Here is a 17494-nt window from a genome sequence, read left to right as displayed (position 1 = left end):
TGTAAAATTTTCTTAAAGTTCAAAGCCTGTACCCCTTAAAAAACGCAAAAAAACAGACCTTCCTTTGCCGTTCCCGGCACCTCAGTATGACTTTACAATCAAATACTGTGAAAAGGACTGTCTGTTCTTCATTATATATTTATTTTTAAATTTAGGTTTAACCGATTAAGTTCAGGATCTGTTGTTTTGATCCGGCTCCAACCATTGGCTTCTCCGGCTGTCCATTGCGGAATACCATTAAGGTAGGAATGGACATTACTTTGTATTTTGCAGCCAGATTTGGATTCTCATCTATATTTACTTTAGCGATATTTACAGATGTATCCTCATCTGCAATCTGCTCCAGGATCGGACCTACCATTTTACATGGTCCACACCAGTCAGCATAAAAATCAACTAATACAGGTCCCTGTGCCTGTAAAACATCTTGTTCAAAGCTAGATTCATTTGTTTTAATAAGACTCATAAGCTATTACTCCTTTTTTTATTGTATTATCTCTCATATTTGTGATTTTATTCTTTATTGCAAAGTTTCATTCTGCAATTAAAGTGCAGGTTTTGATTTAAATATTTTGTCATCAATATTCTGTATGGAGATCTGACTCAGGCGCTTTTTACAAGCATCATCCAGATCCTCATAGATCTCATCCATAATATCCGCCATTCCGGAAGCTATCAAACATTTCAAGCAGGAATTTCCCGAACGCCATCCGGATGAAACGATCTTGGTATCCAACGCATCACAAATCTGCTGCAGATTTACGGCATTTGGATCCTGATCAAAATAATATCCACCCTCGATACCTTCCTTGGTTACAACAAGCCCGGCTTTTTTTAGCTTCGCCATAACTTTCCGTATTCTGGCTGGGTTGGTACAGACATTTTCTGCCAGTACATCACTGGCTAAAATCGTTTTTTTATGATTAAGAAAAACTATCGCATGGACTGCCACTGTAAATTCGCTGGTCACATTCCCTCCCACCTTCTCTTTTATCTATCTGTTATCTTGTTAGTTACAGTTGATACTGTAATAATATCAATTACAGTTCGTTTTGTCAAGTAGTATTTCAATATTTTTTTATTTAAATTTCGACAAAATGGAGGCTGCAGTCTGCAGCCTCCATTTTCAGTATTATTACTTTAATTCAATTGTAAAAGGTTCGCCAACCTGTTCAAAATCGTTACTCATTTTTCCGCTTTCTTTTGGAAAAGCTACCGCATAAAGCGTCAGTGTAACGGAAGATGCATTTTCTCCGATATGAGGTCTTAAATCATCAATGTTGAAGCGTCCCCTGCCGCTGCCTGCCCTAGAGAGATAGAAGCTGATTTCATTGCCCAGATCATCCGTACCTTCCAGTTTCATATCATATTCGCAGCGATCTGTATTATATGTGAAGTATATTTTTTCTCCCAATGCGTTGTTGGTAAATTCACTTAAAGTAACCTGGGTACCATCCGGGAGTTCAAAACTATTATCAAGCGCCCGTCGGAATGTATCGATACTTAACTTACTTCCATCCGCCTCAAATGCAAATTCCCAGTTACCACCGCCCTCACGGTCACTGAATACTAATTCAAAATCCAGTTTTCCGCTGGTGTCGAGTCCTTCAATATCATAATGCATTACACTTTGCATGGTATGCGGGTCTGCCAGCGCTGTTCCCCCGCTTGCACCTGTGCTTACATCTCTTCCATTGATATAGATACTGCCGCTAATCGTACTCATATCATTCTCTTTTAGCTCACGGTCGTAAACTTCTGAAGTAGAAACTACCAGCTCATTCTCATCCAGGATAACTGAATTTAATGTAATAGTCACTCCATCATCGCTTACGGACTGGTTCAATACACTTTCGTAAGGGGATAAATCCTTCTGAATTCCAAGTGAATTTGCAATCGTATAAGACACATATTTCATTGCAGCCTGTACTTCCCCTTTTAACGGACCTGCTGCCAGACCAACCGCGCACAGGCAGACACATGCAGCAGCCACTATTTTCTTTCCACTGTTTTTCTTTTTCATATTATGAATCACCTTCTTCTTTATTCTCTTATTTTCTATTTCCGTTAAATGTTCGTCTGAATATTCATTCAAATCTGTCTCTACTTCATTTAATAACTCATATATGTTTTTATTCATATGATATCTGCTCCTTTCCCATCTGAAAATAAAGCTCTTATTTTCTTCTTACCCCTGGATACACGATTATAAATAACTGCTTTTTTCAAGCCTGTTTCTTCACTAATTTCGTCCATTTCCTGCTCATCTACATATAACTTTAGAAATAATTCCCGGTCTTCCGGTGACAGACAAGCCAACATCAGTTCCAGTTCATCCGAAATTTCCTGTTCCACCGTCCTTTGAATTGCCTCATCTTCTTTTACAATAACCACATCTTCCCAGTTTGCATTTTCTAAATCCTTTGCATATTTTCTCAGATAATCAATTGCTTTATATCTGGCAATTCCTGCCGCCCAGTTTTTAAAGGTATTTTTTTCTTCCTCAAAGTAAGAAATATTATTCCAGATCCCTAAGAGAACGTCATTTAAACATTCCTCCTGATAATCTTTCAAAGCATACATGTGTTTTCCAATCACAGACTTTAAAAGTCCTCCATACTGGTCTATGATATACATAAGAGCTTTTTCGTTTCTTTTTTTTAATTGTTCAATAAAATTGTCTTCTCTTATTTTCATTTTTTCCCCCATGGATTTATTGCAAGCTTGCCAGAACGTGTTTTATAATTGCCGTGTCCGAAATGTACGATTCGGTTTTAAATGCAAACATGCTCCTGTAATACTATTTAAATATGATATATGAAAAAATTGATCTTCCATATATTTTTTCTGACCGGTCAGGTAAGCTTACGTATTACCTGTTACACTTATTATTTCGTATTGGCTTAGGTAAATTCTATCAATATCATAACATTTTTTTTAATTTTTGTTTTAACCAATAAAAAAAGCCATCAAATCTTACGTGATTTGATAGCTTTTTACTGCTTCAATATGAATCTAATTTGTTATATCTAAATATTTATCGATTCTGTTTTATCTTGAATATTACATTTTAAACATTTATATTAATGACTTTCCTTTAACTTATGCTTTGCAGAAAACTGCAATTGCCTCATAAGGCTGAAGTACACCGGTTTTATGCTCTTTGTAATTAGATATTAACTCCTTGCCATCTTCTAATCCCTGGAACAAATCACATGCCTGCACTTCTTTTGTAAAATTACATGCCACTACAATTTTTTCACTTTCCCAAAGCCTTTCGTAAGCATAAATGTGATCGTCCTCTTCCAAAAGCGGATTAAATCTGCCATGAACCATGATCTCATTTTCTTTTCTCAGGCGGATCAGTTTTTTATAGTAGTTATATACACTGTCTTTCTCTGCCATTTCAGCTTCCGCATTGATTTCGAGGTAATTTTTATTAACTTTAATCCATGGCATACCTGTCGTGAACCCTGCATTCTCTTTCGTGTTCCACTGCATAGGGGTTCTGGCATTGTCACGGCTGATTTCTTTTAAGCAATTCATCATTTCTTCTTTGCCGGCAAGACCATTCTCGGTATATTCATGATAAGCATTGATGCTTTCAATATCACGATAGTCTTCTAACTTGCTGAAGTATGCATTTGTCATTCCCAGTTCTTCACCCTGGTAAATATATGGAGTTCCTTTCATCATATGAAGGCAGGTAGCCAGCATTTTTGCGGATACTTCACGGTACATAGGACTGTCATCGCCAAATCTGGATACGGCTCTTGGCTGGTCATGGTTATCCCAGAATAAACTGTTCCAAGCCTTTCCTTCCAGATTAATCTGCCATCTGTTCATTGCTTCCCGCAAATCTTTTAAAGGTACCTCTTTTGCAGACCATTTTCCGATTCTGTGGTCTCCCAGTTCCACATGTTCAAACTGAAATACCATGTTTAATTCCCCGGTTGTTTCTCCGGCATATTTTTTTGCTTCCTCTATGGTAACACCTGCTGCTTCACCAACGGTCATAATATCATATTTAGACAATACTTCCTGATTCATCTCTCTGAGATATTCATGTACATGAGGTCCATTACATACAAATGGGCCATTGTCTCCATAAAGTCCGTTTCTCACTTCACCATTCGGGAATGCCGGGTCCTTAGAAATCATGCTGATTACATCCATACGGAAGCCATCGATTCCTTTTTCGCACCACCAGGACATCATATCGAATACTTCCTTACGAACCTGTGGGTTTTCCCAGTTGAGATCCGGCTGTTTTTTGGAAAAGCAATGCAGGAAATACATATCCGTTTCTTTATCATATTCCCATGCAGAACCTCCAAAACATCCGCCCCAGTTATTCGGCTCTTTGCCGTTTTTACCTTCTTTCCAGATGTAATAATCACGGTACTGGTTATCTTTGCTCTTTTTGCTTTCTACAAACCACTGATGCTCATCGGAAGTATGGTTTACCACCAGATCCATAACGATTTTTATTCCGCGTTTATGAGCCTCAGACAGCATTCTGTCATAATCCTCCATGGTTCCAAAGTCACTCATGATCGCCTGATAATCAGAAATATCATATCCATTATCATCGTTTGGGGACTGATAGACCGGTGAGAGCCAGATTACATCAACGCCCAGGTCCTGCAGATAGTCCAGGTGTTCCGTTATTCCATTTAAATCTCCGATTCCATCTCCATTGCTGTCAGCAAAGCTTCTTGGATAAATTTGATAAACTACGCTTTCTTTCCACCACTGTTTCATGTTTTTCCTCCATCTATTGACTCATAATTGTACAGTTTACTTCTTTTTTCTGAGTTCATCATATCATCGGAAATGCTGGAGCGTCAATAGGTTTCGTGCGAAACTATATATTATAACAATACTTTATCATTTGCTTTATGCATATTATACAAAACGACAAAATCAAAAAACAGCCTGCCATAACATGGAACTGCCCCCAATAAGTAAAATCATAAAGTCCAACTTATTGGGGGCACATCAGATTTCTATTACAGTAAACTGTTTTAACATTTATTTCCCGGATCTGTCCCGGACGGAATCCCGGATTACCAGATTTACCGGCAGCCGGGTATCTTTATTTTCCACTGTTTTATTTTCCATTACCTGAAGGAGACGTTCAAATGCCAGTGCCACCTTTTTTCTGTTTTCCTGCCGTACCGTTGTCAGCTTGGGACGTACCACTCTGGCAAGCATATTGTCATCAAATCCAACCACCGAGATCTGGTCCGGTATTCCAATGCCCCTGTCATGGCATTCATTTATAAATTCCACTGCCAGATAATCCGCAGCAAAGAAAAGTGCCTGTGCTTTAAGGAAACGGGGCATCATCTCCCGGTATGTACAAAGGCGCACCGTTTCATAATGAGAAAGCAGAATGCGCCTGTTATCCATGCATAAAACCCCTGCTTCCTCCAATGCTTTTTGCATTCCCATCCAGCGGTATGCATCTGCATTTTCCTCGTACTCCGCCAGATAGAGGGGATCACGGTATCCCATATCCAGCAGATATTTTCCAGCCAGATATCCTCCGTGAAAATCATCGATTCCAATATTCACCATATCATGGGATTTGTCCTGATAGATATCAATTGTTACCATCGGTTTATTTAACTTTTTCTGCAGCTTCAGATAATCTTTTTCCGAATAAGCAAACAGAATCAGCCCATCCACATTCCATCTGGACGCTATATTAATTACGTTTTCCTGATTTTCACCGCCGATCAGCATCAAATAATAGCCGTGGCGTTCCACGATTTCATGTAATGCCCCAGTCATCTCGCTGACAAAAGGATCTCCGATAGCCGTATTCCCATGGGCCTTTTCATATCCGATCACAAGTCCGATAAGTTTTGACTTCTGATTGGTCAGTATCAGGGAGCCCATATTTGGAACATATTCTGCTTCTTTTAATAGCGCTGTAATCTTCTGAATTGTTTCTGGTGACACTTTTTTCGTTTTCCCATGCAATACATTGGAAACCGTTGTCCGGCTCACCCCCACCATATCTGCAATGTCCTGTAATCTTACCATATCTATCCCCCTGATTAGCAAAATCTTAAAGGCCAATCCTAATCAATCAGAAATTCCTGACCTTCATAGGCGATATCGTATATTTTAGAACGGTAACTCTCTGACTCTTTCATTTCTTTTATTCGTTTGATCACACTGTAATCTTCCCAGAAATGCATGGGAAATACTGCTTTTACATCCGGTACGGTTCTTAAAAAATAATCCATACCCTGATAAAATTCCCCTTCTTGTCTTCCATCCAGCGGGAGAAATGCAGCATCAATTTCTTTATCTTTTATTCCGTCTACGATCTTCCGATAGACTCTGCGCATTTTTTCATTCCAGTCATCCGGCTCCAAGGTCCAGGTCCAGTCATTTAAATCCCCCGCATGATAAATGGTCTTTCCACCGGCGGTTACAAGAAATGCAACGCCTTCATCCGTGGAATGAAAGGTTTCTACCACAAGATCTCCTATCCTTTCTTCCATGTTTTTTCCCAGAAAAGTTGTTTTGGAAAGGAATTCTGCCGGAACCTGCTTCGTTTTGATATCGGATGAAAGAATATAGCAGATATTAGGATGAACTTTTTCAAGTTCAAAAATCACCCTGGAAAAATGGTCTCCATGCCGATGGCTTGCAAATACATAAAGGGGCTTTTCTTCTGATAAATCCGGGACTTTCCCCTGGAAATAATCAAACAATAGATAAAACTCCGAACCTTCAACTAAAAATGAACTGTGATGTATATAGGTGATTTTCATACTTACCTCCATTCAGATCTTCAGAGCGTGTGTAATGCTCTGTGACCTCAAAAATATTTACGACTGCGTTAATACTAAAATAATCCTCCAAACACCTGAATAACCACACCTGCCACAACCGAAATTCCGTACAGCAGTCCAACGATTTTCAAATTTTCTTTGGGGTTATGATTCATTTTTAATAACACTACCAGACCAATTCCCGCCCCGGTACACAGCCCGGATACGACGGATGCAAAACTGATTGCACCACTTAAATACAGCTCGGTCAGTATAACCGATGAGGCACAATTTGGTATCATACCAATCAGTGCCGCTATGAAAGGCTGAATCAGGGAATCTTTTAGTAGATATTCGGAAAGCCTCTGGGCACCAATCCAGTCCAATGCAACTTCCAGAACTAAATTAAACACCAATACATAGAGAAATATTTTTGCCGTATGGCGCAGGGCCGGCATTAAAATTCCGCCATGCCCTTCATGGCAGCCGCAGTGGTCACAGATTTCCCCGATTTCCTTCTTTCCTTCACTTCGGCTTCGAAAGAAAATGTCTACTCCATATCCGGCAACAACTGCTATTATGATCTTCGTTATAATTAAATTGAGAATATCGGTTCCTCTGCCGGGATTGCCCATCAGGATCAGGATCGCCTCATCGGATGTAGCGATAAAGACTGCCAGCAGCGTTCCCAGTGTGATGATTCCTCCGGAATACAGATTTGCTGCAATAACAGAAAACCCGCACTGGGGAATACATCCCAGAACTGAGCCTGCTACCGGTCCTGCTTTGCCTACCTTATAAAGGGCTTTTTTCATAAATCCACTGGAGTAATGTTCTACTGCTTCTAAAATTAAAAAAGCTGCAAATAAAAATGGCAGCATCTGTAAACTATCAAAAAATGCTTCTCGTAATGCTTCTGTAAACATATTCCCTCACTGTCTTCCTACCGGTTATGCATCTTACAATGCCCTACACGGTATTACGGCAACACGAAAATTTAAATGCCGCATCTTATTTATTATATTCACCATATCCGTGAAGCATTATACCATATTTGCCCAGATATTGCTATGATATTTACGTTCACTTAATGATAAGTTTTTTTCCATAAGCCTGTATCCGTGTGAACCAGAAAAAGCGTCTCTGCCGGCGCTGCAACACGCCGGCAATAGACACTTTCCCTGTCACTTACTTATTTTCTAACCTTATTTTTTCAACGGAACTGTATTTTCCAAAAACTCTCTTTCCTGCAGAATCAATTTTGTATGCCCTTACTTTTACATAATAAGTCCTGCCGGTCTTGAGATTTTGGATCAGCGGATTTGTTCTGCCGGTGCGTACCCTGGCCATAGATTTCCTGAAATCTTTACTGGTACTATATTTAACCAGATATCCATCTGCCCCGCTGGTTTTTCCAAATCTTACCCGTATTCTGTCTTTTCCCGAAGTTTTTAACGTCAGGGATTTTACCCTGTCAACGCTGATCTTTTTCCATTTGGCGTATACGGTAATATTCTTTTTCGTTCCTTTCTTTATTTCCTTTATTTTGTTTTTATAGTTCTTATCGGTATACCATCCTGCAAACGTGTATCCTTTTCTTGCTGCTTTTTTTAATTTTGTGGTTTCATTTGTCAGGAAAACTGATGGATTGGATGTGGCATTTTTGCCTTTGTTTAATTTGTAGGTTATCCCATAGCCAATCCTTACCCTGCAGCTGGCTTTCACATTGCTGCCGTCTCTTGACACGGCTGTAATAACAGCTGTTCCTGGTGCTTTTGCCGTTATTCTGCCCTGCCTGTCCACAACGGCTGCTTTTTTATTGGAAGATGTCCACATTACCGCTTTCTCATCCGCATTGGAAGGGGACACCTTTGCAGTGAGTTTTACCTTTTTCCCTTTAGCAAGACGTATACCCTTCTTATTCAGTGTAATCTTCTCCACTTTTACCGGATTCTTCTGATACGTTGCTTTCACAACCAGGTTTCCCTGTACATTTGTATAAGCTTTATCCCACCCCATAAATGTATAACCTGCTATGGAAGGCGGATTTGGCGCTGTGGCATCTTTGCCTTTTTCCACGGTTTCTTCTTTCAGAAGCTTTCCATCCCGGTCTAAGAATCTTACGGTATATTTTACAGACGGGACAGCAATTTCCTTATACACTGCCATGACATCCAGGTTGCTCTGTACTTTTGAATAGTCTTTGTCCCATCCGATAAATTCATATCCTTCTATCTCAGGTGGGTTTGGCGCTGTGGCATCTTTGCCTTTTTCCACATTCTGAGCCTTTAACAGATTCCCATCTTTTCCAAGGAAACGGACGGTAAATGTCTCGGTTGGGGGATTTACGGCTTCCTGAAACTCTGCCATAAAGTGCAGCGTCTTGCCTGCAAATGCAGTTTCCCCGCCCTGCTGGAAGGCAAAGTCTGCTTCTGTGCTGACTTCTGCTTTGTCTAACGTCCATCTGACAAATTCGTAACCTTCGTTGGCATCTGCATGAATGGTATAAGTATCATTTTGTTTGGATATGGAAGTTCTTCCGCCTGCCGCATTCTGAGTTCCTGCCAATATCTGAGATTCATAGGCATCCTGCGTCAGTTTACTCACAGAATACGTATTATACCGGATTTTATCCAGGAACTGTCTCGTATTCCCCTGCTCATACAAGATCCCTACATCTGCGTTTGGCAGCTGGGTCAGGCAGGAATATGCAAAATAAACTCCTGTTTTCGTCACATCATACTGGTATTTCCAGTCAATTTCCGGATATTCCTCCCCTTTCGATATGTCATCATTTATTAAACCGATACGGATTACGCCGTGTCTTCTGGAGGACTCTACAGGTGCGGATAAAATGACTGCACGTTTTCCATCTATATAACCATCATAATTGATTACGGACAGCTGGCATCCGGAACCGCTTGCCAGCAGAAGCCTGTCATCTAACGCTCCGTTTGTCCATGTCTCTCCTCCGTCTTTGCTGTATGCGGTGGCAATTCTGCTTTTGACGGTTCTTGCAAATACCTGCAGGGTACCGTCTGGAAGTTCAATTAACTGGGATTCACTCATGGAACCTACGGTTGCCCGGTCAAATTGCGGGCTACCCCCCAGCTTCCAGGTTTCGCCATGATCATCGCTGTAAATTGTATGACACCACTGATCTCCATTTACATATTCATAGACCTGGAATAGCAGCCGTCCCTTATGTTCTCCATCTACAATCTGTATTCCTCTGCCTGGTCCTACACCTAAGAATCCCATGTCTTCCGTCTTCACCATGCCATTTAAATTCACAGGATCTGACCATGTCTTTCCCTGATCATCACTGTATTTCAGATAGAGATAAGAGGTCCGCAGAACCTGGAAGACAGATGTGTCATACATTACATTCATAGCTACATCCTGATCCGTCGTAACTGTGGTAATCGTATCATTATTGTATTCAATATCCTTTTGTTTTACAGTTAACGGCTCACCATTTTTAAGTACTTCAAAATTTCCGTTTAATGAATATTCCGTAGGTGCTCCGTTCTGATTGTAAATTACATTATTTTCCCGAACGGTATAATTATATTCGGTCTCTCCTGCTTTCTTTAGCTTCAGATATTTCTTACCATCTACCAGCGTATAACCACTGCCTTTCTGTGCTGACAAGGTGCCGGTTGCACTTGGGAATGCATCCACCAGGATAAAAATTCTTCCATCGGAATTGATGGTGCGGTCTTCTAAGAGTGCCGGATCGATAAATGCTGCGCTTCCGGCAACTGAAACAGAGGATCCTTCTTTAAATATCTGACCATTATCTGCAAAGTCATCAAAATGGAATGGAAGTATTCCCTCTGACCAGCTTCTGCCGCCATCCGTGCTGGTACTGACTGCGGTATCCAGATTATTCGGAGCATCCTGGGTTCCTCCAAACCTCGCATCAATGGCTGAAATAACGGTTCCCTGCATAGTTGTCAGCATAGCCGGTATTCTGAAATAAGAAGAACCGGTAGCATCATTTGAGTGGAATGGAGGGTCTAACTGTTCATATCCTTCCACTTTGGTCATAGACTTACATATGTCTTCATTAAGCGGTACCCCATAATATTGCAGTTTTTCCATACTGCCTGCATAGGCATATTTCACAGCACCGCCGCGCATGGTAGCACCAATCGTTACGGTATTCAGATGAGGCATATCAGACAGATATCTATACCCTCCAAGGACGGATGCTGCAAGTTCGAATTCCAGCTTGCCATTTACAAAGAGCTGATAGCTTCCTTTCTCTTTATCTGCCCGGAAAATTACTTTATTCTGTTCACCAATTCTGATTACTCCTGTTTTTAGTAATTCTGCCCCTTTGTAATCAAATACAGGATCTCCCTTTTGATTTCGGATTTCCACACCCAGGTTTTCCCCGCTGGTATAAACATGCATATGGGTATTCTGGGCTGCAGCTGCGGTATCATCCCCAAGGGAAACGCTGAACAGGGACTGAATAGATGCATTTGCGGAAGTAAAATCTACAAAAAGTGTTCCTTCCTCTAAATCTTTTATTTCCTCAATATATTTCTCTGTAAGATCAATTGGATGTCCGCTCTCAATCTCCATTTTGCCTTCATCAATGATCAGATACCTGCCTAAGGCTTTGATTGTAAATACCTGTTCTTCCGAGATTTCTCCGATACTTGCTTTTACCCTTACCGAATAGGTATTGCCTTCTGTCAATGTTTCTTTTACTTTTAACTGGTTACCTTCAATGACGAACTTATGATTATCGGTATCCTTTTCTCCCTGGCAAAGACTATATTCAGGTGTTCCTTCCGGTGCCAGCGTACTGACATAGAACGTCCCAGCCAATGCGGGCGGTGTCAGGTCTGTGAGCTTTGAAGCCAAAAAGCCAAGTCCGATTACCACTTCCCCTTCTTTCAATTCTACTGTTTCTGTTTGAAACGTAACTGATTTACTGGTTTCCAGCAAGTCTGCCTTTACCGTAACCTGATACGTTTTATTTACGGGTAAATTCCGGAGTGTTATCATCTTTTCCCCTTTTTTTGAAGAGGCAGTATATGTTTTACCATCGCAGACAGCCTGGATTTTAGTTACCCCAAAGGTACTTCCATAAGTTTCTTCCAGGACTTTTATATCAACTGCAATTTTGTCTCCGGATGCAACTGCTCCTATTGCTTTGTCACTCTGCTCCTCCGTATGGGGAAGTTCGTATGACAGATTGCAGATAGGGCTGGTTTCATTATATAACCCGCATGCCCGGATCAACGACTGAGCCATATTCAACTGGCCATTTGGATTGGGATGAATGGTATCATTGTTCCAGTAGGTATTCTGCCACAAATACGCTCTTGTTTCTAATTCTTTGCTCCATTCTGTAAAATGATCATCTAGCAGTGCATTTTTTTCTGCTGCAACGGTACGTATTACTTCCGCATATCTTGGAAGATTTACCGCCCTGTTTCCGGCTTCCGGCCTGAGCGGGTTTGGTGTCCGTAATACGGCAACAGCACCTTTGTCATGTATTTTATCTACGATACTTTCCAGATTTGCTTTATAGCGGTCTATTGGAACCGTTTCATTTGAAGCATCGTTAGTTCCAAGCATGACGATTACAACATCTGCATTGTATTTATCCAGTCTTTCGTTGGAATTTTCCTCCTGCTCCGCTGTGGTTGCACCTGATACAGCTGTATTAATTACCACATCATCTTTTCTGCCCAGTTCATCTTTTATATATTTTTCAAATGTCTGATGGATGGAATCATAGCCTTTTGTGTGCAGGGCGCCGTGGGTTATGCTGTCACCTACGAATAACCAGGTTGCCGGTTTTTTATTTTCTACAATTTCTTTCATTTGTTTTTGAAGATCATTTAACTCAGTCTGCGTAACCGGTTTAATCTGGCCTTCATCTCCTTGCATTACAGTTCCTGTAACGGCTGCAAGCTGTGTATTCCCGTCTTCAGACTTCACAGTTAACGTATAGCCTGCGCCTGTTGGGAGACCGCCAATCACTGCCTGCTTATTAATAAATCTGCCGCTTATAGTCTGATCTTCAATTAGCAGCTCATAACGCCACCCGGTAATGCCTTCGAAAACCGAATCAGGGATATTTACTGTCAACTGTGTATCTGATGCCGTTACCCCTGGTGCTTCGCCGGAATACGCTGAAGGGGTCTTAACTTTTCTCAAAGAGAGGTCTCCTTCGCTCACCGGAAATCCTTCTGCGGTACCGTAGGTCACTTTTGCAAATTGTTTTGCAATTTCCAGATGTCCTAATGCATTTATTTTTCCCTGTTCATCCAGACAATTCTTTTTAAATGATTCATGGTCTGTATTCTTAAGATGGTCTGCTACCATAACTTTTGATTTCTGTGCATCGCTAAAGCCTTCGTATACCTCATGAACAGCCTCCGCGTAAGCAGCAGCCATTTGGTTCCGGCTTTCATCTGCCTGGGCATAAGGTGTCTGAATAACCAGATAGCCTGTGCCATCACGCAGCCCAAGTGCTTTATCTGCCAGTGTCTGCAGGGATGCCTTAAATGCTTCCAGCCCTTCAGTTCCCGCCTGATAATCTTCTTCTCCTACCATCACGGCAAGCGCTCTCGGATCATATTTTCCAACCAGTTTCTCAAACTGGTCCTTTACATCTTCGATTGTATTTCCGGCTTTCCCGGTATTGATCATATAGCGCTGGCGCCCCATAACACCACCATTTTTTGTCCAGCGTATATACTCTTCAAACTGCCCCACATAATTTCGGATTCCCTGTGTTTCGCCGTAACCGCCTTCCACATCTGTTCCACCGGTAAATACCCAGGTATTATCTTTTGACTGGTCAAACATCTGCTCCGGTAAATCACATAATATTCCGCTTTCGGACTTGGTAATCTCCAGTGTATCTTCTAAACTGGCTGCTTCATCTGTTACCACTACGTAAGCAATCTCACCTTTAAAACCATTGGATACCGTCTGGGTATTGCCATTATAGTAACCTCCTATGGTGAGCTGGTTTAAGTTCTGTACGGTTGAGAAAAATCCTTTATTGCTATCTCCCGTAAATTTCCCCCTGTCTACACCGTCAATTGCAAACCGGAAGACATATCCGCTGTCTGCCTGGGTCACCATCGCTGTATGCCACTCTCCGTCGGCATAATCAATTCCGGCAACAGATGCTCTGGTGTGTTTCATATCTGCACGGTATCGCATAAGATTATCCGATTTTTCCAAATAAAAGGAGGCTTTGTTTACGGATCCATTGATCGCTGTGGATTCCCCCGCAGTTTTTCCCATCAGCATCATGAGATTACCACTTTTATCAGTTGTCCGGAATTTAATCAGGACGGATCCTGTTGACAGTTTGCCTACTTCTGCAGCTTTTTCACTCGCATCAACCAATGTGCTTCCATTAAATTTCTGCCCTGCAAGATCCTGGTACAGAACAGCATTTTCTTTCATTGATTCTATGCCGGTTGGGCTGTTATTACATATTTTATCCGATACTTTGTTCCCATCTTTGGACCGCACCTGGTAATAATAGGTCTTTCCTGCCCCTGTCTGATCAATATAAGAGGTACCCTTGGTGCTTCCGATCTTTTCATAAGTTCCATTTTCATCTTCACTTCGGTAGATATCATACTCTGTGATGCCTTCTGCCGGAACAAAATTAATTTTAATGGAACTGTATCCTGGTTTGATAACGGTTTCGATGGACGGTCCGTGGGATGCAGGTATGGTAAATCCGTCAAATCCGCCTTCGGCTACCCCGATATTTTGCGCATTGCCGTAAAAATCCCTGCCTTCAGCTGTTATTTTACGGAACGTCAGCTCATGTGTGTCATCCGTCCCCGGACGGAATAATAGCTTCGTCGTGCCGCTGCCGGAATCATATTCCATAGAAACAGGTTCTCCGTCAGCGCTTGCTTCCAGATGGGGGCTGCCTATTACCATCATTGGCTGGTCAAATGTTACTTCAATCCTGCTTCCTTCCCATCTGACACCTTGTACGGCTGGTGCTGTCCTTTCCACCGGCGTCTTGTCAGCCATCAGCCATTGTAAATTAAACGTGGTATAATTCTGATCCAGGTTTGTTCCTTCCCAGAATAATCCGATTTTATTTTCTCCCAAAACGGAAAGGCATGAATATCCATAATTTCCAGCTTCCACTAATCTGGATGCAATCCATACAAATTCATCTGTCTGTGGTTCATAATATCCAAGACGGAGGGTTCCATGGTTTCGACCAGCCGCATAAGTACTGTCCGGATTAGCAAAAAGAAACATTTCCTTACCCTCATATCCGGGCACCTCATATGGATAAGGAACAATCGTAAGCTGACAATATGCATCCCTTAATACGGAATCAAACTTCAGGGTATTCTCCCAGGTCTCTCCTCCGTCTTTACTGGTGGCTATGGCTACATTCCCACCCTGGTTTCTGCAGAACAGTCTCAGTTCTTTTTCTCCTGCTGCATTTGTTACCTCCACTGCCTGGGATTCTGTCATCATTGCGCCGTTGTTATTCATGGTTTTCGTCTGCAGTATGGTTCCGTTGCTAAGTACTCTTCCGTCATTTACGGTTTCACCCATGTGCCATGTTTCACCGGCATCATCACTATAGATTACCGCTGCTGACTGACTCCCGCCTACATTACTGTTTGTAATATATACCGGAAGTATTAAACGTCCATTGCTCATCTGCATGCCTACTCCCGGACCCGTGCCGGTAAATAGCATCCAGTTTTCTTTGATCTGACCGTTCAGATCAATTGGCTCAGACCAGTCTACACCATCATTTTCACTTGTGACCATCCAGAGATGTGATGTTCTGACTGCTTTTAATGGCGCCGCCTCAGTTCCGGTATAGAGATAAATGTTGCCGGCGTACTGCAGTTGGTCTGCATCATCGTTTGCATTTGCCGGCTGGGCTTTAGATACCTGCTCACTTATCTGACCAGATTCCGGTTCACCCTCCGCTTCCAGTACTTCGCCATCATCTTCCATCAGTATTGGATTTCCGATAACTTTGGATAGCAACTCTGTTTCATCTTTATTGGATACTTCTTCTGCTGTTTCTTTTATGGTTGCTTCTGTTGTTTCTTCCCCTGTTGTATTTTCTTCGGTTATTGTATCTGGTGCTTCTTCTTTCGTTTCCTCTTCTGGTGTTCCATTCTCTGATGTTTCCTCTTCTGGTGTTCCATTCTCCGATGTTTCTTCTCCTGATGTTCCAACCGCTGATGTTTCTTCTCCTAATATTTCTTCTCCCGAGATTCCATCTTCTTTCGTCCTATTTGCTGAACTGACTGCAATCTTTTCAAATAGTTTTCCATCTGCCAGATTAGGTACCACATAATTGGTGGCTTCACCTGATGCTTCATCGTACACGATTCCATTTTCCCGGATTGTATATTCTTTTGTGTAAGTGTTGCCTCTTTCTGAATTTGGACAATCTCTTAAGATCAGATACTTCTTTCCGTTCACCTCTTTATAGCCGGAGGAAGTTACCAGACTTCCAGAATCCATAATTGCATTGGACTCTGGGAACATATCTACCATCAGGAATATTTTACCGGTATTTCTGTCCTGGACCATATTGGCATCAATACTCAGTGCATGTCTGTTCTGCCCCGATGGGAGATTTACCAAAGTTTTTGTTTCCTCCCAGGTTACGCCCCCGTCTGTGCTCCTTTTGATAACAGTGTCAATATTACCCTGGTCTGCAGATCCGCTCTGGCGTTTATCAATGGCTGCAATAATAGTTCCCTCAGTTGTTGTTAATAAGGATGGAATACGATATGAAGCAGAATTCTCATATCCATTGTAGAATAGCCTTGTATCTGTTCTGACCGCATCTTCCGGATCATCGGGAATTACCGGTTCATAAGCAGTTGCCTTTTGCATCTCTGCCACTTCTTCTGCTGAAAGAGCCTGTCCATACACCTCTACCAGGTCAATGTCACCGCTAAATACCCATTGATTTGTCCCTCCTTTAGCCGGAGCACGATCCAACGCACCTACTTTAACGGAATCCGCTTCTGTTATTTTATCAAAGAAGCCAGACTTCTCCTGTTCCGTAAGCTTCTTTCCGTCCAGATAAATCTGGAATTTTGTTTTTCCAAATACATAAACAACTGTATGCCATTGGTCATCACGAATCGAAGCTGTGGCACTAACCTGATTATAATTTGTTACATTGCTGTTGTTTCCCTGACGTACTTCTACCCCGGCTTTGTTTCCCGTTGGATTAACATAGGCAACCGCATAAGTATTTTCCTGCCCTGGATCTGTACTGGACAGACTGAACAAAGCACTTAATCCCTGATTGGGATTGGACCGGTATCTTACTGAAATGGTCCCCTCCTTTAGCGTTGAAAGCCTTGTCAGATATTCCTCTGTAACATTGACCGTATTTGCCGCTGACGAAATACTCATATTTCTCCCGGAATATATGGGCTGGGTTTTTTCCTGTGCAGATACCTGTATCATTCCCTGAGGCACAATTCCTGACACGACAAGTACAATTGCTAACATCATCGCTAAAAATCTTTTTTGTTTTTGCTTGATATACATTATTTCCTCCTTTTTCACATCCCATAAGATAAGTTTAGTTATTCTCCTACATGGAAACCCGGATTTCCTTTCCCCTCCTCCTTTCTCTTACTGGAAATCGTTTCCTGTCGATATACCTAACATTATTACAAAAATAA

The 17494-nt window shown here is 41.7% G+C and carries 9 protein-coding genes; all 9 read right to left on the bottom strand.

Annotation, left to right across the window (positions count from 1 at the left end; genetic code table 11):
• Positions 1 to 157: 157 nt before the first annotated feature.
• Entirely contained in the window at positions 158 to 466 is a 309-nt protein-coding gene (gene trxA / locus QR40_RS05470; RefSeq protein ID WP_027296165.1) for a thioredoxin, read from the bottom strand.
• A gap of 78 nt (positions 467 to 544) precedes the next feature.
• Positions 545 to 970 (bottom strand): RrF2 family transcriptional regulator, encoded by a 426-nt coding sequence (locus tag QR40_RS05465; protein WP_027296164.1) that lies wholly within the window; start codon positions 968 to 970, stop codon positions 545 to 547.
• Between the two features lie 165 nt (positions 971 to 1135).
• Complete coding sequence (locus QR40_RS05460) at positions 1136 to 2140, bottom strand: DUF4179 domain-containing protein (protein ID WP_044293817.1); 1005 nt, start codon at positions 2138 to 2140, stop codon at positions 1136 to 1138.
• Positions 2137 to 2697: a sigma-70 family RNA polymerase sigma factor gene (locus tag QR40_RS05455; protein WP_044293815.1), complete on the bottom strand. Its 561-nt coding sequence runs from the start codon at positions 2695 to 2697 to the stop codon at positions 2137 to 2139. The genes QR40_RS05460 and QR40_RS05455 overlap by 4 nt, the downstream gene beginning before the upstream one ends.
• A 405-nt stretch (positions 2698 to 3102) precedes the next feature.
• Positions 3103 to 4764: a glycoside hydrolase family 13 protein gene (locus tag QR40_RS05450; protein ID WP_044293813.1), complete on the bottom strand. Its 1662-nt coding sequence runs from the start codon at positions 4762 to 4764 to the stop codon at positions 3103 to 3105.
• A gap of 270 nt (positions 4765 to 5034) precedes the next feature.
• Positions 5035 to 6054, bottom strand: coding sequence for a LacI family DNA-binding transcriptional regulator (locus tag QR40_RS05445; RefSeq protein WP_044293812.1), 1020 nt, complete (start codon positions 6052 to 6054; stop codon positions 5035 to 5037).
• A gap of 38 nt (positions 6055 to 6092) precedes the next feature.
• Positions 6093 to 6794: an MBL fold metallo-hydrolase gene (locus QR40_RS05440; RefSeq protein ID WP_044293810.1), complete on the bottom strand. Its 702-nt coding sequence runs from the start codon at positions 6792 to 6794 to the stop codon at positions 6093 to 6095.
• A gap of 74 nt (positions 6795 to 6868) precedes the next feature.
• Positions 6869 to 7720 carry a putative manganese transporter gene (locus QR40_RS05435; protein ID WP_027296158.1) on the bottom strand — a complete coding sequence of 284 codons (852 nt, stop codon included), beginning with the start codon at positions 7718 to 7720 and terminating at the stop codon, positions 6869 to 6871.
• Positions 7721 to 7982: 262 nt separating this feature from the next.
• Complete coding sequence (locus QR40_RS29525; RefSeq protein ID WP_052430711.1) at positions 7983 to 17357, bottom strand: sialidase domain-containing protein; 9375 nt, start codon at positions 17355 to 17357, stop codon at positions 7983 to 7985.
• Between the last annotated feature and the right edge of the window lie 137 nt (positions 17358 to 17494).

It is taken from the genome of Robinsoniella peoriensis (assembly GCF_000797495.1).
In the GTDB taxonomy this organism is placed as follows: domain Bacteria; phylum Bacillota; class Clostridia; order Lachnospirales; family Lachnospiraceae; genus Robinsoniella; species Robinsoniella peoriensis.
The sequence above is the reverse complement of the archived record's forward strand: the minus strand, read 5'-3'. Positions and strand labels throughout refer to the sequence as shown.